The organism is Telluria sp. ZT3P39, from assembly GCF_059685935.1.
Genome location: NZ_JCASIH010000009.1, coordinates 122,518 through 141,349, shown reverse-complemented (window position 1 = coordinate 141,349; position 18,832 = coordinate 122,518). Strand labels below are relative to the sequence as shown.

Sequence of the window (18,832 nt, the reverse complement as noted above, 5' to 3'; positions counted from 1 at the left end):
TATATGTTTGTGGTGGTATGCAGATTCAAGTTGAACGCGCGGTCGGCGGAGCCGGCCACCCTACACTTTTAGAATACGTTCGCCGCGGCCGATGCCGGAGCCGCCGGTACGGACGGTCTCCAGGATCGAGGCGCGGTCGAGGGCGCCGATGAAGGCATCGAGCTTGCTCTTGGCGCCGGTCAGTTCGATCGTGTAAGTCTTCTCGGTCACGTCGATGATCCGGCCGCGGAAGATGTCGGCGGTGCGCTTGACTTCCTCGCGCTCCTTGCCGACCGCCCGCACCTTGATGAGCATGAGCTCGCGCTCGATGTGTTCGCCCTCGGTCAGGTCCACCACTTTCACCACTTCGATCAGGCGGTTCAGGTGCTTGGTGATCTGCTCGATGATGTCGTCCGAGCCGCTGGTGACGATGGTCATGCGCGACAGGGTCGCGTCTTCGGTCGGCGCCACGGTCAGGGTTTCGATGTTGTAGCCGCGTGCCGAAAACAGCCCGACCACGCGCGACAGCGCGCCGGCTTCGTTCTCGAGGAGGACGGAGATGATGTGTCGCATTACAGGTCCTCCGATCCGAGCAGCATTTCACTCAAGCCGGCGCCGGCCTTCACCATCGGCCAGACGTTCTCGCTCTGGTCGGTCAGGAAGTTCATGAATACCAGGCGGTCCTTCATCGCGAAGGCTTCACGCAGCGAACCCTCGACGTCGCCCGGCTTCTCGATGCGCATGCCCACGTGGCCATAGGCCTCGGCCAGCTTTTCGAAGTCCGGTAAAGAGTCCATATAGGACTCGGAGTAGCGCGAGCCGTAGTCGATCTGCTGCCACTGGCGGACCATGCCCAGGAAGCGGTTGTTCAGCAGGATGATCTTCGGCGTCAGGTGATACTGCTTGCAGGTTGCGAGCTCCTGGATGCACATCTGGATCGAGCCCTCGCCGGTGACGCAGGCCACCGTCGCGCCGGGGTTGGCCATCTGCACGCCCATCGCGTACGGCAGGCCTACGCCCATCGTGCCCAGGCCGCCGGAATTGATCCAGCGGCGCGGCTTGTCGAAGCCGTAGTACTGCGCGGCCCACATCTGGTGCTGGCCGACGTCCGAGGTGATGAAGGCGTCGCCGTTGGTGACCCGGTGCAGCTGCTCGATCACCGCCTGCGGCTTGATCAGCTCATTCGACGGAGCATAGGCCAGGCAATCCTTGCCGCGCCATTCGGCGATCTGCTTCCACCAGCCCTGCAGCGCGTTGGTATTCGGGGAAGCGGCATTCGCATCCAACTGCGCCAGCAGTTCGACCAGCACGTCCTTGACGTTGCCGACGATCGGGATGTCGACCTTGACGCGCTTGGAAATCGACGAAGGGTCGATGTCGATGTGGATGATCTTGCGCGGGTGCGAGGCGAAGTGCTTGGGGTTGCCGATCACGCGGTCGTCGAAACGGGCGCCGATGGCAATCAGGACGTCGCAGTTCTGCATCGCCATGTTGGCCTCATACGTGCCGTGCATGCCCGGCATGCCGACATAGTGCGGGCTGCTGGCGCGCGAGCCGCCCAGGCCCATCAGCGTATTCGTCACCGGGAAGCCGAGCTTGTCGACCATGCGGTTCAGTTCATTCGACGCATTCGCCAGGATCACGCCGCCGCCCGCATAGATCATCGGGCGCTCGGCCTGCAGCAACAGTTGCACGGCCTTGCGGATCTGGCCCGCATGGCCCTTGTCGACCGGCTTGTAGGAACGCATCTCGATCTCGCGAGGGTAGTCGTACACACACTTGTGCATGCTGATGTCCTTCGGGATATCGACCAGCACGGGGCCGGGACGGCCGGTGCGGGCGATGAAGAAGGCTTTCTTGATGGTGGTGGCCAGGTCCTTGACGTCCTTGACCAGGAAGTTGTGCTTGACCACCGGACGCGTGATGCCGACGGTATCGCATTCCTGGAAGGCGTCCTGGCCGATCGCATGGCTCGGCACCTGGCCCGTGATGACGACCATCGGGATCGAATCCATGTAGGCCGTCGAGAGACCCGTGACGGCATTGGTCACGCCGGGGCCCGAGGTGACCAGGGCGACGCCCACGGTGTTCGAGCTGCGCGAATAGGCGTCGGCGGCATGCACCGCGGCCTGTTCGTGGCGGACGAGGACGTGCTGGAATTTGTCCTGTTTGAAGATGGCGTCGTAGATGTAGAGGACTGCCCCGCCCGGATAACCGAAGACGTGCTTGACGCCCTCTTCCGCGAGACAACGCACCACTATTTCAGCGCCCGTGATGGGGACTGATGCTTCGTTATTCATGTCATTCCTTTCAAGACCCGGAGGGTGTTTTGATCGGATGCCCGTTCCTAACGAGGTGCAAAATGCGCAACAACCCTCATGCGTCCCTTCTCTCTGCGGTCACGCGGGTGGTTCAGGACGCCGTAGGGTCCTTACGCACGGGCGCTGGGCGCAACTCGTTCGGCTTGAGTGTTTGTGGCGTTTTTGTGCATCTCTCGCGCTTTTGGCGCGGGTCGGAGCAAACTGCCTACAAATGAAAGCGCGTCGATCCAGGCAAGGCCTTATGTGCCGTGCAGGATGACCGGAGAGCTTCGAGGGTGCAAAGCGTTCAATCACATTACTGCGTTGCACCATTTTGGTCAAGACTTCAAGAAAAAATATTCGCCGCCCGGGCCGGAGGACGCTGCTGCGCAATTTCGATGCACCTTCGTGGGATTTTTGCTACGATTCGTGAGTTTTCCTCACGGCACCGCTTGACCGCCCCTTTCACGACGCATGGCCACAGATAAAGAACTCAACGACTTCCTCGAGAATGTCGAACGGCGCGCGTTCAAGCAGGCGGTCTATGCGGTACGCAAGGACGAGTCGGCGCTCGACATCGTGCAGGACGCGATGATCAAGCTGGCCGAGAAATACGGCGACAAACCGGCTGCCGAGCTGCCGATGCTGTTCCAGCGTATTTTGCAGACGACCATCCTCGACTACTTCCGCCGCGAAAAGGTGCGCAATACCTGGGTGAGTTTGTTCTCGGGCTTCAGCCGGCCGGATAGTGATGATGAGGAATTTGATATACTTTCCTCCTACGAAGCCGAGGCTGGAACGGCCGCCGCCGAATCGAGCGCGGACCAGTTTGAGCGCGCGCAAACCTTGCGTATCATCGAACAGGAAGTAGAAAAGCTCCCGACGCGTCAACGGGAAGCCTTCCTCATGCGTTACTGGCAGGATATGGACGTGGCCGAGACGGCCGAAGCGATGGGTTGTTCCGAGGGGAGCGTCAAGACGCACTGCTCCCGCGCTACTCACGCTCTCGCCGCGGCGCTCAAGGCCAAGGGAATCAAGCTATGAACACGGACGACATCAATCTGGCGTACAAGGTACGCCATGCCCTGAACGAGAGCCTCGACGCGCTGCCGGCTGCAACCGGCGAGCGCCTGGCTGCCGCGCGTGCGCGCGCCCTGTCGCGCAAGAAGGCCGATGTGCCGGGCGTCGCTACGCCGGGCGTCGCTACGTCGCGCGCAGCCGTGCGTCCGGCCAGGCGCCCTTGGTTCGACATCCAGGCCCTGTTCACCGGTCCGGCGCTGGCGCGCCTGGCGGTCGCGGCGCCGATGCTGGCGCTGGTCTTCGGCATGGGTGGCGTCTATCAATACGAGCAACAGCAGCGCGTGGCCGCGATGGCCGAGATCGACGCCGCCGTGCTGGCCGACGAACTGCCCCTGACGGCCTACCTCGACCAGGGCTTCAACGCCTACATGGAGTCGCAACAGCGCCAGCAATGACGAAGTCCGCTCGACAGCCTCGCATCGCCGTTGTTGCAACTGCGGCAGCGGTCTTGATTGCCGGGGCCGCGACCTGGGCGGTATACAACCGGTCCGAATCGACGGCGCCCGCCGCGCGCGGCGCCGGCAACCCTGCCACCACCTCCGCCGGCGCCAAGCCGGCCGCCAAGACCCTCGACAAGCCGCTCTGGCGCGAACTCTCGCGCAGCCAGCAGGCCGCGCTCAAGCCGCTGCAGGCCGAATGGGACGGCATGGACGGCATGCGCAAGCGCCGCTGGCTCGAGCTGTCGCACCGCTTCGCCTCGATGAACCCGTCCGAGCAAAGCCGCGTGCACGAGCGCATGCGCCAGTGGATGCGCCTGACGCCAGCCCAGCGCAACCTCGCGCGCGAGAACTACAGCAAGACCCGCAAGCTCGCGCCCGGCGAAAAGGCCGCCAACTGGGAAAGCTACAAGCAGCTGTCTCCCGAAGAACGGCGCAAGCTCGCGCGATCCGGCACGTCCCGCCCGCAAGGCATGCCCGCCGTGCCGCAGGCGCCGGTCATCGACATGCCGACTCCCTGCCCGCCGGGCGCCATGCGCCGCGGCACCGCCTGCATCCTGCCGACCGCTCCTGCGCCGTCCGCGGCTCCGGGTCCGGCCACCGTGCCGACCGTGACCACATCGATGCCGCCAGCCGCCGCGCCCGCACCCGCGACTTCCACTTCCGCCGCCCCGCCCTCACCGAATGCAAGCAACTAATCCTGTCATCGTCGCCACGCCGACCATCCGCCGTCGTCTCTTTTCCATGCTGTACGAATTCTTCCTGCTGCTGTCGGTCCAGATCCTGGCCGTGGCGCTCTACCTGCTGGTGACGCTGAACAGCCAGCATCCGGTGGCCGAACAGGGCCGCAACCTGTTCGTGCTGCTGGTGACGGCCGTGTACTTCATCTACTGCTGGACCGGGAGCGGGCATACCCTGGCCATGAAGACCTGGCGCATCAAGCTGGTGAAACTGGGCTACGCGAAGGTGCCGATCAAGACGGCGGCGCTGCGCTTCCTGTTCGCGTGGGGGTGGTTCCTGCCGGCGCTGCTGGTGTGCTGGGCGTTCGGATTGCGCGGCAAGCAGGTGGCGTTTGCCTTGATGGCGGGGATGGCGGCGTGGGCGCTGACGGCGTTCCTGGACAAGGACCGGCAGTTCCTGCACGACCGGCTGGCGGGGACGCGCCTGATTGCGTTGCCGAAGGTGGTGCGGAAGTAGCCAGGTTCGCGCACCGCGCCGCAATTGCCCGAAAAACGTGGCGAATTTTAGAACCGCTCGTAATCCAGCAAATACCTCCACTCCCCCACCGCCAGCCCCGCCAGCGGCACGCGTCCGATGCGAATCCGGCGCATGTCGACGATCTCCAGCCCGACCTCGCCACACATGTGGTTGATCAGCCCCGGCTTCACATCCTTCAGCGCGAAGCGCAGCCGGCATTCGTTCTGCCAGCTCACCTTCATCGGCGCGATCGGCTTGCCGCTGAACTTCAGGCCGTGGTTGAGCAGCGCCAGGCCGCCTTCCTTGATCGTGCCCGACACTTCGACGATGTATTCCTGCTCCACCTTGGCCGCGTCGTCCACGAGTTTGCGCACCACGCGGAAGTCCTGCGAATAGATCACCAGGCCGCTCGCATCGGTTTCGAGCGGCGTGCACAGGGTGAGCTTGTTCAGGTGGCGCTTGAGGAAGCGCTGCTGGCCGTGGCCCTGCGCGGCATGCTTCTCGGGCGTGAGGCAGCCAAGTGCCGGCTCGCCGCGCGCGCCGACGCCGGAATTCGCTCCGGCCGGCTTGTACAGCAGGATGGTGACGGGCGGCGCTTCCTCGCTTGATGCGCCCGGTTTCACGTGCACTTCCTGGCCCGGGAGCACGCGGCTGGCCGGGTCTTCATTGACCTCGCCGTCGACGCTGACGCCGCCGCCGGCGATATAGCGCTCCGCCTCGGCGCGCGAGCAGCCCAGCTGGGCGGCCACGCGCTTGGCCAGGCGGATGCCGTCATCGACGGGCTTCAATTGTTCAGTCATGCCTGCCATCCCGCGAAGAAGTTCTTGAAGACGTCGACCGTGCGTTCGACATCGGCCCTGGAGACGTCCAGGTGGGTCACCAGGCGCATGCGCGGGCCGACCGTGGCGCGGATACCCTCGCGGGTCAAGGCCTGCTTCAGCGGCTCGCAGGCGCTTGCTGGAACGTCCATCCAGAAGATGTTGGTCTGTGGCGTGCCTACCTTCAGTGCCTCGATCTCCGACAGGCCGCGCGCAAGAAGCGCGGCATTGTCATGGTCCTCGGCCAGACGCTGCACGTTGTGCTCGAGCGCGTACTGGCCGGCCGCCGCGATCACGCCGGCCTGGCGCATGCCGCCGCCCAGCATCTTGCGCCAGCGCTTGCCCTGCTCGATGAAGGCCTTGGGGCCCAGCAGCAAGGAGCCGACCGGCGCGCCCAGGCCTTTCGACAGGCAGACCGAGACGGTGTCGAAACCGGCGACGACGGCGCGCAGGCTGATGGCCTGCTCCACGGCCGCATTGCAGATGCGCGCACCGTCCAGGTGGGTCGCCAGGCCCTTGTCGTGGGCCAGCTTGGTGGCAGCCGCCACGTAGTCGCGCGGCAGCACGCGCCCGCCGATGGTGTTTTCCAGCGCCAGCAAACGGGTGCGCGCGAAGTGGATGTCGTCGGGCTTGATACAGGCCTCGATGTCCGTCAAGGCGATGCTGCCGTCCGGCTGGTTCGCGATCGGCTGCGGCTGGATACTGCCCAGCACCGCGGCGCCGCCGCCTTCGTATTTGTAGGTGTGCGCTTCCTGGCCAACCAGGTATTCGTCGCCGCGCCCGCAGTGGGTCATCAAGGCGATCAGGTTGGTCTGCGTGCCCGAGGGCGCGAACAGGCCGGCTTCGTAACCGAACAGATCGGCCGCGTATTCCTGCAGGCGGTTGACCGCCGGGTCGTCGCCGTAGACGTCGTCGCCGACCTCGGCGCGTCCCATGGCCGCCAGCATCGCGCTGGAGGGCTGGGTGACGGTGTCGCTGCGCAGGTCGATCCAGTTGTTCTTGTCGCTCATCTCGTTCTCAATCCGTAGTCGAAGTCTCAGCTTGCGAGGTGTAGAAACGCGCCTTCATTTCATCCAGTCCCAGCTCGGCCAGCACTTCGTGCAGGCGTTCGGCCGGGCGGCGGCGCGGCAGGTTCTTGTAGGTAGCGACGATCAGCTCGTTCTTCATCGAATGCTCCCAGCCCACCAGCTCCGTTACGGTGACCTGGTAGCCGTGGCTTTCCAGCTGCAGGCAGCGCAGCACGTTGGTCAGCTGGCTGCCGAATTCGCGGGTGTGGATCGGGTGGCGCCAGATCTCGGTCAGCGCGCTGCGGCCCAGGTCCTTGCCCTTGTTCTTGCGCAGCACGGTCGCGATCTCGGCCTGGCAGCACGGCACCAGCACCATGTGCTTGGCTTTCTTCTTGAGCGCGAAGTCGATGGCGTCGTCGGTGGCCGTGTTACAGGCGTGCAGCGCGGTAACGATGTCGATGGTTTCCGGCAGTTTGCTCGAGGTGGTCGACTCGGCGACCGACAGCGGCAGGAAGGACATGCCGCCAAATCCCAGGCGCGCGGCCAGCTCGGCGGACTTCTGCACCAGCTCTTCGCGCGTCTCGATGCCGTAGATGTGCGAACCGTCATCCAGCCCCTTGAAGAACAGGTCGTAGAGGATGAAGCCGAGGTAGGACTTGCCGGCGCCGTGGTCGACCAGCGAGACGCCCTGCTTCTCGGACTGCACATCGCGCAGCAGCGGCTCGATGAAGTTGTACAGGTGGTAGACCTGCTTGAGCTTGCGGCGGCTGTCCTGGTTCAGTTTGCCGTCGCGCGTGAGGATGTGCAGTTCCTTGAGCAGTTCGATCGACTGCCCTGGACGGACTTCCGGCGGCAGTTCGATGACTGCCGCGGATTTGGTGGGGGGTGGTTTAATGTGCTTCATCGATCCATGCTGCCTGTATGGCTTCCAGTACGCGTTCGCCGCCGCGCGTGCGGTCGTCGTCGAAGCCGTCGAGGCCGACGACCCAATTGTGGAGGTCGACGAAGCGCACGGTGGCGGGGTCGACCTCGGGATACTTTTCAAGCAGGGATTCGGCGATGGCGCTGACGTCAGTCCACTTCATGTTCGGCTCCCGCCCACCAGGAATGTCAGTGGTTTTTTTCGGCTGCGTGGTTGATGGTGTACTTCGGGATTTCGACGACCAGGTCTTCGTCGGCGACGATCGCCTGGCAGGACAGGCGCGAATTCGGCTCCAGGCCCCAGGCCTTGTCCAGCATGTCTTCTTCTTTTTCTTCCTGCTCGTTCAGCGAGGCGAAACCTTCGCGCACGATGATGTGGCAGGTGGTGCAGGCGCAGACGCGGTCACAGGCGTGCTCGATCTCGATGTCGTTTTCCAGCAGCACGTCGCAGACCGACTTGCCGGCCGGAGATTCCAGCACGGCGCCTTCCGGGCACAGGACTGGATGGGGGAGGATGACGATTTGTGGCACTTGATACCTCGTTGATTTGTTTTTCGTGGGGTTGCGGGGAACCCGCCCACCCCACGCACAGATGATGCTTATACCTCGTCCAGCGACTTGCCCGCGAGCGCCTTGCGCACGCTCTTGTCCATGCGGCGGGCGGCGAATTCTTCGGTGCCTTTGGCCAGCGCCTGCACGGCTGCATGCAGCGCGTCCTGGCGTGCGCCCGGCTCCAGTGCCGTGTCGTTCGAGCGCGCGATCGCTTCGCGCACGCCCTGTAGCAGAACCGCCAGCGCCGCCTGCTCGGTTTCACCCAGCAGGTCGGCATCGGTGCCCAGCGCCGACTGCGTCGCCAGCAAAATGCGCTCGGCCTCGACCTGCTCTTCGCGCAATGCGCGCATCTGCATGTCGCCCTGGGCCGAAGAGTAGGAATCCTGCAGCATGCGCGCCACCTCGTCGTCGCCCAAACCGTAGGACGGCTTGACGGTGATCGAGGCTTCCACGCCCGAACGGGTCTCGCGGGCCGACACCGACAGCAGGCCGTCGGCGTCGACTTGATACGTGACGCGGATGCGCGCGGCGCCGGCTGCCATCGGCGGGATGCCGCGCAGCTCGAAGCGCGCCAGCGAGCGGCAGTCCGACACCAGCTCACGCTCGCCCTGCACCACGTGCACCGCCAGCGCGGTCTGGCCATCCTTGAAGGTGGTGAATTCCTGCGCACGTGCGCAGGGAATGGTCGAATTGCGCGGGATGATTTTTTCCACCAGGCCGCCCATCGTCTCGATGCCGAGCGAGAGAGGCGTGACGTCCAGCAGCAGCCAGTCGTCGCCTTCGGCGCGGTTACCGGCCAGCAGATTGGCCTGGATGGCGGCGCCCAGCGCCACCACCTTGTCCGGGTCGATGTTCGCGTGCGGGATGGTGTGGAAGAACTCGGACACCGCGCGACGCACGTGCGGCATGCGGGTGGCGCCGCCGACCATCACGACGCCATCCACGTCTTCCACGCTGACGTCGGCATCGCGCATGGCCTTGCGGATCGCGTTCATGGTCTTGCCGACCAGGTGCCTGGTGATCTCGGCGAAGGTCTGGGCGGTGATTCGCACCTGTACCAGCTCGCCGGATTTCAGGATCGCCTCGATGACGGTTTCGTCGCTGGTCGACAGCAGTTCCTTGGCCTGGCGCGCTTTCACCATCAGGGTGGCGGTGTCCTGGTCCGACAGCGGCGCCAGCTTGGCCTGCTCGTTGATCCAGCAGAACAGGCGGTGGTCGAAGTCGTCGCCGCCCAGGGCCGAGTCGCCGCCGGTGGACAGCACTTCGAACACGCCTTTCGAGAGCTTGAGGATCGAGATGTCGAAGGTGCCGCCGCCAAGGTCGTACACGGCGTAGACGCCTTCCCTGGCGTGGTCCAGGCCATAGGCGATGGCGGCGGCGGTCGGCTCCGACAGCAGGCGCAGGACGTTGATGCCGGCCAGCTGGGCGGCATCCTTGGTGGCCTGGCGCTGGGCGTCGTCGAAATAGGCCGGCACGGTGATGACCGCGCCCACCAGCTCGTCGCCGAGCGAATCTTCGGCGCGCTGGCGCAGCGTGGCCAGGATCTGGGCCGAGGTCTCGACCGGGCTCTTGATGCCGGCGACCGTGTTGATCTGCACCATGCCGGGGCTGTCGACGAAGTCGTAGGGCAGGTTCTCGGCGTGGGCGATGTCCTTGAGGCCGCGGCCCATGAAGCGCTTGACCGACACTACCGTGTTCTTCGGGTCGGTGGTCTGGTGCGCCTGTGCCTTGTGGCCGATGTTGGCATTGCCGTTGGCCAGGTAACGCACGACCGATGGCAGCAACTGGCGGCCGTCCTCGTCGCTCAGCACTTCCGGGATGCCGCTGCGGACGGTGGCGACGAGCGAATTGGTGGTGCCCAGGTCGATGCCGACCGCCAGGCGGTGCTGGTGCGGGGCGGTGGACATGCCGGGTTCGGCGATTTGGAGTAGTGCCATTGTGTCGAATTACCTGTTTGTTTTTATTGTGGGGTGGTCGGGCTCCCCGGCCACCCTACGATTCGATGGCCTCGAACGCGTATTGCACTTCATCCCCGAACTTATCGAGGAACATCATCGCGCGCACGCCCTGCGCCGCGGCATGATAGTCCCCGGCATCGAGCTGCCGGCCCACCTGCTCCAGCATTGCCTTGCGCTCGCGCCGCACCTGCGCATCGAGCGCGTCGAGCGCGCCGGCGTCCTTCGACGAGCGCGCATCGTCCAGTTCCTCGCGCCATTCCATCTGCTGCATCAGGAAGGCGGCCGGCATCGAGGTGTTCGACTCGGTCTGCAGATCGACGCCACCCAGCTCGCACAGGTATTGCGCGCGCTTTTGCGGGCTGCGAAGGGTTGCATAGGCCTCGTTGGCGCGGGTCGCCCACTGCATGGCGACGCGCTTTTCGGCGTCGGTTGCGTTCACGAAGCGGTCCGGGTGCACGCGGCCCTGCACTTCGCGAAAGGCCCTGTCCAGCGCGTCGGCATCGACCGTAAATTGCGCCGGGAGCTGGAACAGCTCGAAGTGATTCTGCATCATCGGTTAGATACGGAAGCTTTCGCCGCAGCCGCAGTTGTCCTTGACGTTCGGGTTGTTGAAGCGGAAGCCTTCATTCAGGCCTTCGCGCGCGAAGTCGAGCTCCGTGCCGTCGATATAGGCCAGGCTTTTCGGGTCGACGAAGACCTTCACGCCGTGCGACTCGAAGACCGAGTCTTCGGGCGTCATCTCATCGACGTACTCGAGCTTGTACGCCAGGCCGGAGCAGCCGGTCGTGCGCACACCGAAACGCAAGCCGATGCCCTTGCCCCGGCGTTCGAGGTAACGGTTGACGTGCTTCGCGGCTTTTTCGGTCAGGGTGATGGCCATAGGGCTTCGCTCCAATATCTAACGTGTTACGCCTTCGCGGCGTGCTTGCTCTTGTAATCGGCCACGGCGGCCTTGATCGCGTCTTCTGCCAGGATCGAGCAGTGGATCTTGACTGGCGGCAGCGCCAGTTCTTCCGCGATCTGGGTGTTCTTGATCGACAGCGCTTCGTCGAGCGACTTGCCCTTGACCCATTCGGTCACGAGCGAGCTCGATGCGATGGCCGAACCGCAGCCATAGGTCTTGAACTTCGCGTCTTCGATCAGGCCCTGGTCGTTGACCTTGATCTGCAGCTTCATCACGTCGCCGCAGGCCGGCGCGCCGACCATGCCGGTGCCGATCGCGTCGTCACCCTTGTCGAAGGCGCCGACGTTGCGCGGGTTCTCGTAGTGGTCCAGTACTTTGTCCGAATATGCCATGGTAGTGCTCCTAAAATTCTGTAATTAGTGGGCTGCCCATTGGATCGAATTCAAGTCGATCCCTTCCTTGAACATGTCCCACAGCGGCGACAGTTCGCGCAGTTTGCCGACCTTCGACTTCAGCAGGTTGATGGTGAAGTCGATGTCTTCTTCGGTCGTGAAGCGGCCGATGGTAAAGCGGATCGAGCTGTGCGCCAGCTCGTCGCTGCGGCCCAGGGCGCGCAGCACATACGATGGCTCCAGGCTGGCCGAGGTGCAGGCCGAACCGGACGACACGGCGATGTCCTTGATCGCCATGATCAGCGACTCGCCCTCGACGTAGTTGAACGAGACGTTCAGGTTGTGCGGCACGCGGTGCGCCATGTCGCCGTTGATGTAGGCTTCTTCGATCTCCATCAGGCCCTTGGCCAGGCGGTCGCGCAGCGCGGTGATGCGCACGATTTCCGTGTCCATCTCTTCACGGGCGATGCGGAAGGCTTCGCCCATGCCGGCGATCTGGTGGGTCGGCAGCGTGCCCGAACGCAGGCCGCGCTCATGGCCGCCGCCGTGCATCTGCGCTTCCAGGCGCACGCGCGGCTTGCGGCGCACGTACAGGGCGCCGATGCCCTTCGGGCCATAGGTCTTGTGCGCGGTGAAGGTCATCAGGTCGCACTTGGTTTTTTCCAGGTCGATGTGGACCTTGCCGGTCGCTTGCGCGGCGTCGCAGTGGAAGATGATGCCCTTCGAGCGGCACAATTCGCCGATCTCGTCGATCGGTTGAATGACGCCGATCTCGTTATTGACCAGCATGACCGAGACCAGGATGGTGTCCGGGCGGATCGCCGCGGCCAGCTGCTCGACGGTGATCAGGCCGTTGTCCTGCGGCTCGAGGTAGGTCGCATCGAAGCCGACGCGTTCGAGTTCGCGCACGGTGTCCAGCACGGCCTTGTGCTCGGTTTTCACCGTGATGATGTGCTTGCCCTTGCTCTTGTAGAACTGGGCCGCGCCCTTGAGCGCCAGATTGTTCGACTCGGTCGCGCCCGAGGTCCAGATGATCTCGCGCGGATCGGCGCCGACCAGGGCGGCCACGTGGGCGCGCGCTTCCTCGACTGCCGCTTCCGCGGTCCAGCCGTACATGTGGCTGCGCGAAGCCGGATTGCCGAACTGCTCGCGCAGGAAGGGAATCATCTTGTCGGCTACGCGCGGATCGATCGGCGTGGTGGCCGAGTAGTCCATGTAGATCGGGAAATGCGGCGCAGTCACGAAGCTCTGCTCGGTTTTTTTGTCCAAAGGCGCGTTCATCAGTTCACTCCGGTTTCAATTTTCTGTACGGCGGCGGCGGGTCGGTGCAGCACCACGACGTTTTGTTCTTTTTGCTTCTGCTGGTCGACCAGGTCTTGCAGCGACACCGAATCGAGGTAGTCGACCATCTTGGCGTTGAGCGTGGTCCACAGTTCGTGGGTCATGCAACGGGTGCCGGAAGCAGCGTCGGCGCCATGACAATTCTCTTTGCCGCCGCACTGGGTGGCGTCGAGCGGCTCGTCGACCGCGATGATGATGTCGGCCACCGTCACCTTGGAAGCAGAGCGCGCCAAGCTGTAGCCGCCGCCCGGGCCACGGATCGATTCGACGATGGCGTGGCGGCGCAGCTTGCCGAACAGCTGCTCGAGGTATGAAAGCGAAATGGCCTGGCGCTGGCTGATGCCCGACAGCGTGACCGGACCATTCCCCTGGCGCAGGGCGAGATCGATCATCGCGGTAACAGCAAAACGGCCTTTGGTGGTCAGACGCATCCACAACCCCGGTTAATGTTAAAATATTGCCTCTTTTCAACCTATCGGTGCGCTGCAGCAATCAAACTCTGGTTGATGCTTGCGGAATAACCCGATTAGTTGAACGATTTAGTCAAGTATAGCAAATCTTGCCCTGCTTGTCTCGGAGCCCTCGATTCCCGTAGGGTGCGCAAGTCCCTTGCCCGCGCTTCCAACCAGCCCTAGCGCAGCCGCAACAATTCCATCGCCCCAAACAGCTCCTGCATCTCCTTGTTCTGGATAAACGAGAGGTTGTAAGGATGCTCCGCCACGATCTGCGGCAAGCCCCCCGTCTCCGGCAATTTCCTTAGCTGTTCCGCAATCTTCCCCCACAAGACCAGCGTCGGCGGCTGCGCCTGGCGCCCCAGCGCGGCCAGCACGGTCTGCAGGAAAGGCAGCCAGGCGCGCGCATCGGCCACGGGCGCCACATGCTTGCGGAACACCAGCGCCGCGTTCAGCAGCAGGAAGCCTTCGCGCGTCAGCTTGTCCTGCAGCTGCGGCAGGGTCTGGATCGAGCCATTGCTGCGCGCGGCCAGCGCCACCGGCGCCATCGCGCCGCCGCCCGTATCGTCCGCCTGCAGCTGCCCGCCCGCCACCAGCAGCATCTTCATGAAATTCCTCAGCGAGGTGGCGCGGTTGACCGGCTTGGACAGGCCGGTGTCGCTCCACAGCGCATTCACGGCGCCGTCCATGAAGCAAAAACCGGTCGCGCTCTCGGCGCGCGGGTACGGCCCCTCCCCCACCAGCACGTAGCGCACCTTGTCCAGCGGCTGGGCAAACGCGGCGAAGATGCGCCCCCCGGTGGGCAGGTAGTCATCGATCGCCAGCGCCGGCAGGTAGGCGGGATCGGCGGCGGCGACGGCCTGCAGGCCGGCTTCGAGGATGGGGCGCCAGGACGCGTCGGCCAGGCCGAGGGCGTCGAGGATCGGGGCGGGAATAGGATGGGATGGCATGGCTGAGGGAGCGGTCGCGGAGAGGGGCGGATTGTAGCGCAGGGAGATGTGCGCATCAGTTTGTCGATTAGGTGGTCAATCTAACACCTGATTTTGACAATTCAGGGCATGATTCCCCTGCTGCCCGCTCAGGGCGTTTCGACCAATTACCCAGGAGATACCATGCAAACGATTCGCGAAGTAATGACTGCCGATGTGAAAACGGTCACCCCGCAAGACACCGTCCAGCGCGCCGCCCAGCTGATGCACGAGCTGAACGTGGGCGCCATTCCCGTCTGCGACGGCGAGCGCCTGATCGGCATGGTCACCGACCGCGACATCACCGTGCGTTCGACCGCCGCGGGCAAGGCGCCAGGCGAGACCCGCGTGGATAGCGTGATGAGCAAGGACGTGCGCACCTGCTTCGCCAGCCAGACCGTGGAAGACGTGCTGGCCACCATGGGCGACGTCCAGATCCGCCGCGTGCCGGTGATCGACCAGGATTCGAAGCAGCTGGTGGGGATCGTGTCGCTCGGGGATATCGCGACCAAGTCGCGCGGCAATACCGAGGGGGCGCTGGATGAGATTTCGTCGCCGTCGCAGCCGGACCGCACCTGACCGGGCTTCGGGCGGGCGGGGACGGTCAGTTGCCCCTCCCGCCGAGGCGTTTATTCGGCGTCCGCCTGCCTTGAGGGATGCGCCGCCTTGAACGCAGGCACGTCCAGGCACATGCCGTTGATGCGTTCGATCGTCGGGTAGGCCGCGAGGTCGACATTGAAGCGCTGCGCATTGAATACCTGGGGCACCAGGTAGCAGTCGGCCATGGTCGGACTGTCGCCGTAGCAGAAGCTGCCGGTGCACGGATTGCGCGCCAGGTGGGCTTCGAGCGAGCGGAAGCCTTCGATGATCCAGTGCCGGTACCAGTCGTTCCTCGCTTCGTCTGGCTGGCCGAGGTGGTTCTTCAGGTAGTTCAGCACACGTAAATTATTCAGCGGGTGGATGTCGCAGGCGACGATCTGCGCCAGTTCGCGCACGCGCGCCCGGCCGATCGCATCCTTCGGCAGCAGGGGCACCAACGGATACGCGTCTTCCAGGTATTCCAGGATCGCCATCGACTGGCTCAAGACGATCGCATGGTCCTGGAAGGAAGGCACCAGCGCGCTCGGGTTGACGGCGCGGTAGTCGTCCGACAGGTGCTCGCCGCCGCCGCGCACCAGGTGCACCGGTATGGCGTCGTAGTCCAGCCCCTTCAGGCCCAGCGCGATGCGTACCCGGTACGCGGCCGAGCTGCGAAAGTAAGTGTAGAGTTTCATGCCCCCTCCTGTCATTTGCGGTGATAGCGAACCACTTCCTGGTCGATGGCGCCGAAGATGCTGGCCCCCAGGGCGTCCACCATTTCGATGCGCACGGTGTCGCCAAAGCCCAGGTAAGGCGTCTGCGGCTTGCCGCCTTCGATGGTCTCGTACATGCGCACTTCGGCCAGGCAGCAGTAGCCGACGCCGCCGTTCTCGATGCTGGAACCGTGCAGGCCGCCCTGCTTGTTCGACACCGTGCCCGAACCGATGATGCTGCCCGCGCCCAGCTCGCGCGTCATGGCCGCGTGGGCGACCAGGCGGGCGAAGCTGAAGGTCATGTCTTCGCCGGCGTTCGGGCGGCCGAAAGGCTGGTCGTTGAGCGTGACCAGGATCGGCAGGTGCAGCTTGGAATCGACCCAGGCCTCGCCCAGTTCGTCGGGCGTGACCGCCACCGGCGAGAAGGCGCTGGCCGGCTTGGACTGGTAGAAGCCGAAGCCCTTGGCCAGCTCGTTCGGGATCAGGTTGCGCAGCGAGACGTCGTTGACCAGCATGACCAGGCGGATCGCGCCGGCCGCTTCTTCGACGCTGGCGCCCATCGGCACGTCGCCGGTGACCACGGCCACTTCGGCCTCGAGGTCGACGCCCCATTCTTCGGACAGCACCGCGATCGGGTCGCAGGGACCGACGAAGTTATCCGAGCCGCCCTGATACATCAGCGGGTCGCTGTAGAAGGATGCCGGCACCTCGGCATTGCGCGCCTTGCGCACCAGCTCGACGTGGTTGATATAGGCCGAGCCGTCGCACCACTGGTAGGCGCGCGGCAGCGGCGAATGGCATTGCTCTTCGATGAAGGACTCGGCCCTGTCGGCGGTGCCGGCATTGAGGCGCTCGTAGACTTTTTCCAGCTGCGGCGCAGCGGCATCCCAGTTGTCCAGCGCCGCCTGCAGCGTGTGGGCGATCCTGGGGACGGCCTGGCAGGTGACCAGGTCGCGGCTGACGACGACCAGCGTGCCGTCGCGGCCGCCCGTCTTGAGTGTGGCGAGTTTCATTGCGCTTCCTTCAGGATTGATTGCATTTCGCCATTACAATTCAAAACGAACTATCATTCAATCAGTATTTTTCACCTGATTTATCAGACTATCTTATGAATCCGACCTTGCGCCAGATGCGCGCCTTCGTAGCCTTGGCCAAGACGGGTAACTTTACGCTTGCCGCCCAAAGCATGCACGTCACGCAGTCCGCGCTCTCGGGTTTGATCAAGGAGCTCGAGCAGACGCTGGAGGCCAGGGTGGTCGACCGCAGCACGCGGCGCATCGTCCTGACCGACATTGGCCGCGAGCTGTATCCGCTGTTCAGCCAGATGATCGACGACCTCGACGGCGCACTGGCCAACGTGGCCGACCACACGCGCCTGAAAAAAGGCATCGTGCGCATCGCCGCGCCGCAGCTGCTGTCCTGCACCCTGCTGCCCGAAGTCATCGCCGCCTACCGCAGGGTGAACCCCGATATCGAAGTGCGCCTGGGCGACACCGGGGTGGAAAGCGTGATCGCGCGGGTGCTGTCGGGCGAGGCGGATGTGGGCGTTGGACCCGAGCGCGAACCGGCGCCGCCGCTCGATGCGCGGGAACTGTTCGAGATGCCCTTCGCGCTGGTGTTCCCCAAGGGGCACGAGCTCGAGGCCTCGGCGCGCGTGACCTGGAAGGACGTGGCCCGCTATCCCCTGATTTCCCTGCAGGGCCAGTTCACCGAGCGCCTGCTGGACGACGTCCATGCCTCCTTGCGCGAGGTGCCGGTCAAGCCGGCCAATGAAGTGACCTTCATGACCACCGCCCTGGCCATGGCCAGCGCGGGCCTGGGCGTGACGGTCTGCCTGCCGTATGCGCAGCCGCTGGCAACGCTCTACGGGCTGGTGATGCGCCCGCTGGAAGATCCCGTATTAAGCCGGCGCTTCCTCGTCTATACGCGTCCGGGGCGTTCGCTGTCGCCCGCAGCCGACAGTTTCATCGGCTTCCTGCATGAGTTCGTCGGGCGAACGCGGGCTTAGGCGGCAGGCTACAATGGGCGGCATCGTTTCCCGCATACTGCTCCCATGTCCCTCGACACCATCGCCATCAACCGCCGGATGGACCGCTTCGACAGCCACGCCAGCGTCTGGCTGTTCGGCTACGGCTCGCTGATCTTCAAGGCCGACTTCCCCTTCATCGAACGCCGGCCCGCCAGCATCGCGGGCTGGAGCCGCCGCTTCTGGCAAGGCTCGCACGACCACCGCGGCACCGAGGCCGCACCCGGGCGCGTGGTCACGCTCGTGCCGATCGAGGACGCGACCTGCCACGGCATGGCCTATCTCGTCACACCCGAGGAATTCGCCCACCTCGACCACCGCGAAAAGAACGGCTACCTGCGCCTGGCCACCGGGATCAGCTTCGACGATGGCGGCGCGGCGGAAGGCATCGTCTACATCGCCACGCATGAGAATGCAGCCTTCCTCGGCCCGGCCAGCGAACGCGATATCGCGCGCCAGATCGCCAGCGCGCGCGGACCGAGCGGGCCAAACATCGACTACCTGGTCGCGCTGGCGCAGGCCTTGCGCGAGCTGGGCAAGCCGGATGCGCATGTGTTCGAGATCGAGCGCCACCTCGCCGAGTTCCGGCAGCCGAAAAACGGCTGATTTTGCCCGGCGGGCGCGGTGGACTCCGCTAGAATTGTGTGCGCGACAGGTTGCGCCCGCAGCCTGTCTTGACAACACGCGCGTGCAGGCCACGCGCCATAACAGGAGAACAGGGAATGTCGAAAAAGATGCTGATCGTGCTGTGTGGATGGATGCTGGCTGCGATGCAACCGGTTGCGGCGCAGACCAGGGCTGCCGAGCCGGCGGTGCAGTATGACGCCGAGCTGGCCAAGTCCCTCGGCGGCGACGACCAGGGCATGCGCAGCTATGTGCTGGTCATCCTCAAGACCGGTCCGAAGAAGGTCGAGGACAAGGCCGAGCGCGAGAAGATCTTTGCGGGCCACTTCGCCAACATGGGGCGGCTGGCGAGCGAGAAGAAGTTGGCCGTCGCCGGTCCGCTGGACGGCAAGGAGGGCCGCAGGGGGATCTTCGTGATCGCCACGCCCGACATCGACCAGGCCAGGAGCTATGTCGAGACCGACCCCGTCATCATCAGCGGTGTGATGGTGGCCGAGTACCACAAGTTCTACGGCTCGGCCGGGCTGATGGCGGTGAACGACATTCACAACAAGATTCAAAAGAAAAAATAAGGCTGGCTGGGG

Annotated in this window: 24 protein-coding genes; 8 read left to right on the top strand and 16 right to left on the bottom strand. The window is 64.4% G+C overall.

Features of this window, described 5'->3' with window-relative positions; all coding sequences use genetic code 11:
• Nucleotides 1-60: 60 nt before the first annotated feature.
• Both ilvN and AC56LR_RS11635 read right to left on the bottom strand, forming a co-directional pair.
• Nucleotides 61-552, bottom strand: a complete 492-nt coding sequence (ilvN, locus tag AC56LR_RS11640; protein ID WP_171081384.1) for an acetolactate synthase small subunit — start codon at nucleotides 550-552, stop codon at nucleotides 61-63.
• Complete coding sequence (locus AC56LR_RS11635) at nucleotides 552-2,279, bottom strand: acetolactate synthase 3 catalytic subunit (protein ID WP_497130466.1); 1,728 nt, start codon at nucleotides 2,277-2,279, stop codon at nucleotides 552-554. The genes ilvN and AC56LR_RS11635 overlap by 1 nt, the downstream gene beginning before the upstream one ends.
• 474 nt (nucleotides 2,280-2,753) lie before the next feature.
• On the opposite strand from AC56LR_RS11635, the gene AC56LR_RS11630 reads away from it, so the two are divergent.
• From AC56LR_RS11630 to AC56LR_RS11615, 4 genes are read left to right on the top strand one after another with little or no spacing between them, the layout of a single operon-like run.
• Nucleotides 2,754-3,323 (top strand): RNA polymerase sigma factor, encoded by a 570-nt coding sequence (locus AC56LR_RS11630; RefSeq protein ID WP_171081391.1) that lies wholly within the window; start codon nucleotides 2,754-2,756, stop codon nucleotides 3,321-3,323.
• Nucleotides 3,320-3,754 carry a DUF3619 family protein gene (locus AC56LR_RS11625; protein ID WP_497130464.1) on the top strand — a complete coding sequence of 145 codons (435 nt, stop codon included), beginning with the start codon at nucleotides 3,320-3,322 and terminating at the stop codon, nucleotides 3,752-3,754. The genes AC56LR_RS11630 and AC56LR_RS11625 overlap by 4 nt, the downstream gene beginning before the upstream one ends.
• A gap of 53 nt (nucleotides 3,755-3,807) precedes the next feature.
• On the top strand, nucleotides 3,808-4,494 hold the full coding sequence (locus tag AC56LR_RS11620) for a DUF3106 domain-containing protein (RefSeq protein ID WP_497130463.1): 687 nt from the start codon (nucleotides 3,808-3,810) through the stop codon (nucleotides 4,492-4,494).
• Nucleotides 4,481-4,993, top strand: coding sequence for an RDD family protein (locus tag AC56LR_RS11615; protein WP_497130462.1), 513 nt, complete (start codon nucleotides 4,481-4,483; stop codon nucleotides 4,991-4,993). The genes AC56LR_RS11620 and AC56LR_RS11615 overlap by 14 nt, the downstream gene beginning before the upstream one ends.
• A 47-nt stretch (nucleotides 4,994-5,040) precedes the next feature.
• Here AC56LR_RS11615 and AC56LR_RS11610 read toward each other — a convergent pair whose 3' ends face one another.
• The 12 genes from AC56LR_RS11610 to AC56LR_RS11555 all read right to left on the bottom strand — a co-directional run bounded on the left by AC56LR_RS11610 (nucleotide 5,041) and on the right by AC56LR_RS11555 (nucleotide 14,288).
• Entirely contained in the window at nucleotides 5,041-5,793 is a 753-nt protein-coding gene (locus tag AC56LR_RS11610; protein ID WP_497130460.1) for an rRNA pseudouridine synthase, read from the bottom strand.
• Entirely contained in the window at nucleotides 5,790-6,821 is a 1,032-nt protein-coding gene (gene ltaE / locus AC56LR_RS11605; RefSeq protein WP_497130458.1) for a low-specificity L-threonine aldolase, read from the bottom strand. The genes AC56LR_RS11610 and ltaE overlap by 4 nt, the downstream gene beginning before the upstream one ends.
• 7 nt (nucleotides 6,822-6,828) lie before the next feature.
• Nucleotides 6,829-7,722, bottom strand: coding sequence for a class I SAM-dependent methyltransferase (locus AC56LR_RS11600; protein ID WP_497130457.1), 894 nt, complete (start codon nucleotides 7,720-7,722; stop codon nucleotides 6,829-6,831).
• Nucleotides 7,709-7,903, bottom strand: coding sequence for a Fe-S cluster assembly protein IscX (gene iscX, locus AC56LR_RS11595; RefSeq protein WP_497130455.1), 195 nt, complete (start codon nucleotides 7,901-7,903; stop codon nucleotides 7,709-7,711). The genes AC56LR_RS11600 and iscX overlap by 14 nt, the downstream gene beginning before the upstream one ends.
• Before the next feature lie 25 nt (nucleotides 7,904-7,928).
• Nucleotides 7,929-8,270: an ISC system 2Fe-2S type ferredoxin gene (gene fdx, locus AC56LR_RS11590; protein ID WP_489873244.1), complete on the bottom strand. Its 342-nt coding sequence runs from the start codon at nucleotides 8,268-8,270 to the stop codon at nucleotides 7,929-7,931.
• A gap of 68 nt (nucleotides 8,271-8,338) precedes the next feature.
• Nucleotides 8,339-10,228 carry a Fe-S protein assembly chaperone HscA gene (gene hscA, locus AC56LR_RS11585; RefSeq protein ID WP_497130454.1) on the bottom strand — a complete coding sequence of 630 codons (1,890 nt, stop codon included), beginning with the start codon at nucleotides 10,226-10,228 and terminating at the stop codon, nucleotides 8,339-8,341.
• Nucleotides 10,229-10,283: 55 nt separating this feature from the next.
• Nucleotides 10,284-10,799, bottom strand: a complete 516-nt coding sequence (hscB, locus tag AC56LR_RS11580; protein ID WP_497130501.1) for a Fe-S protein assembly co-chaperone HscB — start codon at nucleotides 10,797-10,799, stop codon at nucleotides 10,284-10,286.
• Nucleotides 10,800-10,805: 6 nt separating this feature from the next.
• A complete protein-coding gene (gene iscA / locus AC56LR_RS11575) occupies nucleotides 10,806-11,129 on the bottom strand; it encodes an iron-sulfur cluster assembly protein IscA (protein WP_497130452.1) in 324 nt (107 codons plus the stop codon).
• A 26-nt stretch (nucleotides 11,130-11,155) separates the two neighbouring features.
• Nucleotides 11,156-11,545 (bottom strand): Fe-S cluster assembly scaffold IscU, encoded by a 390-nt coding sequence (gene iscU, locus AC56LR_RS11570; protein WP_497130450.1) that lies wholly within the window; start codon nucleotides 11,543-11,545, stop codon nucleotides 11,156-11,158.
• A gap of 24 nt (nucleotides 11,546-11,569) precedes the next feature.
• Nucleotides 11,570-12,826 (bottom strand): IscS subfamily cysteine desulfurase, encoded by a 1,257-nt coding sequence (locus AC56LR_RS11565; protein WP_497130448.1) that lies wholly within the window; start codon nucleotides 12,824-12,826, stop codon nucleotides 11,570-11,572.
• A complete protein-coding gene (iscR, locus tag AC56LR_RS11560; protein WP_497130446.1) occupies nucleotides 12,826-13,317 on the bottom strand; it encodes a Fe-S cluster assembly transcriptional regulator IscR in 492 nt (163 codons plus the stop codon). Before iscR ends, AC56LR_RS11565 begins: the two co-directional genes overlap by 1 nt.
• Before the next feature lie 200 nt (nucleotides 13,318-13,517).
• Nucleotides 13,518-14,288: a uracil-DNA glycosylase family protein gene (locus AC56LR_RS11555; protein ID WP_497130444.1), complete on the bottom strand. Its 771-nt coding sequence runs from the start codon at nucleotides 14,286-14,288 to the stop codon at nucleotides 13,518-13,520.
• 162 nt (nucleotides 14,289-14,450) lie between these two features.
• Here AC56LR_RS11555 and AC56LR_RS11550 point away from each other — a divergent pair, with 162 nt between their 5' ends.
• Nucleotides 14,451-14,885 (top strand): CBS domain-containing protein, encoded by a 435-nt coding sequence (locus AC56LR_RS11550; RefSeq protein ID WP_497130442.1) that lies wholly within the window; start codon nucleotides 14,451-14,453, stop codon nucleotides 14,883-14,885.
• Between the two features lie 50 nt (nucleotides 14,886-14,935).
• Here the strand turns inward: AC56LR_RS11550 and maiA are convergent, their stop codons facing one another.
• Entirely contained in the window at nucleotides 14,936-15,580 is a 645-nt protein-coding gene (gene maiA, locus AC56LR_RS11545) for a maleylacetoacetate isomerase (RefSeq protein WP_497130441.1), read from the bottom strand.
• 11 nt (nucleotides 15,581-15,591) lie between these two features.
• The gene (locus AC56LR_RS11540) at nucleotides 15,592-16,611 is read right to left on the bottom strand and encodes a fumarylacetoacetate hydrolase family protein (RefSeq protein WP_497130439.1); all 1,020 of its coding nucleotides are present in this window, start codon (nucleotides 16,609-16,611) and stop codon (nucleotides 15,592-15,594) included.
• A gap of 95 nt (nucleotides 16,612-16,706) precedes the next feature.
• Between AC56LR_RS11540 and AC56LR_RS11535 the strand changes: the two genes are divergently transcribed.
• The 3 genes from AC56LR_RS11535 (at nucleotide 16,707) to AC56LR_RS11525 (ending at nucleotide 18,820) form a co-directional block, all read left to right on the top strand.
• Nucleotides 16,707-17,606 carry a LysR family transcriptional regulator gene (locus tag AC56LR_RS11535; RefSeq protein WP_497130437.1) on the top strand — a complete coding sequence of 300 codons (900 nt, stop codon included), beginning with the start codon at nucleotides 16,707-16,709 and terminating at the stop codon, nucleotides 17,604-17,606.
• Between the two features lie 45 nt (nucleotides 17,607-17,651).
• Nucleotides 17,652-18,230, top strand: coding sequence for a gamma-glutamylcyclotransferase (locus AC56LR_RS11530; protein ID WP_497130436.1), 579 nt, complete (start codon nucleotides 17,652-17,654; stop codon nucleotides 18,228-18,230).
• Nucleotides 18,231-18,346: 116 nt separating this feature from the next.
• Nucleotides 18,347-18,820: a YciI family protein gene (locus tag AC56LR_RS11525; RefSeq protein WP_497130434.1), complete on the top strand. Its 474-nt coding sequence runs from the start codon at nucleotides 18,347-18,349 to the stop codon at nucleotides 18,818-18,820.
• Nucleotides 18,821-18,832 lie beyond the last annotated feature (12 nt).

Bases quoted from the DNA above. Each gene is read 5' to 3' on its own strand.
- ilvN (WP_171081384.1), bottom strand. From the start codon at position 552: ATGCGACACATCATCTCCGTCCTCCTCGAGAACGAAGCCGGCGCGCTG.
- AC56LR_RS11635 (WP_497130466.1), bottom strand. From the start codon at position 2,279: ATGAATAACGAAGCATCAGTCCCCATCACGGGCGCTGAAATAGTGGTG.
- AC56LR_RS11630 (WP_171081391.1), top strand. From the start codon at position 2,754: ATGGCCACAGATAAAGAACTCAACGACTTCCTCGAGAATGTCGAACGG.
- AC56LR_RS11625 (WP_497130464.1), top strand. From the start codon at position 3,320: ATGAACACGGACGACATCAATCTGGCGTACAAGGTACGCCATGCCCTG.
- AC56LR_RS11615 (WP_497130462.1), top strand. From the start codon at position 4,481: ATGCAAGCAACTAATCCTGTCATCGTCGCCACGCCGACCATCCGCCGT.
- AC56LR_RS11610 (WP_497130460.1), bottom strand. From the start codon at position 5,793: ATGACTGAACAATTGAAGCCCGTCGATGACGGCATCCGCCTGGCCAAG.
- ltaE (WP_497130458.1), bottom strand. From the start codon at position 6,821: ATGAGCGACAAGAACAACTGGATCGACCTGCGCAGCGACACCGTCACC.
- AC56LR_RS11600 (WP_497130457.1), bottom strand. From the start codon at position 7,722: ATGAAGCACATTAAACCACCCCCCACCAAATCCGCGGCAGTCATCGAA.
- iscX (WP_497130455.1), bottom strand. From the start codon at position 7,903: ATGAAGTGGACTGACGTCAGCGCCATCGCCGAATCCCTGCTTGAAAAG.
- hscA (WP_497130454.1), bottom strand. From the start codon at position 10,228: ATGGCACTACTCCAAATCGCCGAACCCGGCATGTCCACCGCCCCGCAC.
- hscB (WP_497130501.1), bottom strand. From the start codon at position 10,799: ATGCAGAATCACTTCGAGCTGTTCCAGCTCCCGGCGCAATTTACGGTC.
- iscA (WP_497130452.1), bottom strand. From the start codon at position 11,129: ATGGCCATCACCCTGACCGAAAAAGCCGCGAAGCACGTCAACCGTTAC.
- iscU (WP_497130450.1), bottom strand. From the start codon at position 11,545: ATGGCATATTCGGACAAAGTACTGGACCACTACGAGAACCCGCGCAAC.
- AC56LR_RS11565 (WP_497130448.1), bottom strand. From the start codon at position 12,826: ATGAACGCGCCTTTGGACAAAAAAACCGAGCAGAGCTTCGTGACTGCG.
- iscR (WP_497130446.1), bottom strand. From the start codon at position 13,317: ATGCGTCTGACCACCAAAGGCCGTTTTGCTGTTACCGCGATGATCGAT.
- AC56LR_RS11555 (WP_497130444.1), bottom strand. From the start codon at position 14,288: ATGCCATCCCATCCTATTCCCGCCCCGATCCTCGACGCCCTCGGCCTG.
- AC56LR_RS11550 (WP_497130442.1), top strand. From the start codon at position 14,451: ATGCAAACGATTCGCGAAGTAATGACTGCCGATGTGAAAACGGTCACC.
- maiA (WP_497130441.1), bottom strand. From the start codon at position 15,580: ATGAAACTCTACACTTACTTTCGCAGCTCGGCCGCGTACCGGGTACGC.
- AC56LR_RS11540 (WP_497130439.1), bottom strand. From the start codon at position 16,611: ATGAAACTCGCCACACTCAAGACGGGCGGCCGCGACGGCACGCTGGTC.
- AC56LR_RS11535 (WP_497130437.1), top strand. From the start codon at position 16,707: ATGAATCCGACCTTGCGCCAGATGCGCGCCTTCGTAGCCTTGGCCAAG.
- AC56LR_RS11530 (WP_497130436.1), top strand. From the start codon at position 17,652: ATGTCCCTCGACACCATCGCCATCAACCGCCGGATGGACCGCTTCGAC.
- AC56LR_RS11525 (WP_497130434.1), top strand. From the start codon at position 18,347: ATGTCGAAAAAGATGCTGATCGTGCTGTGTGGATGGATGCTGGCTGCG.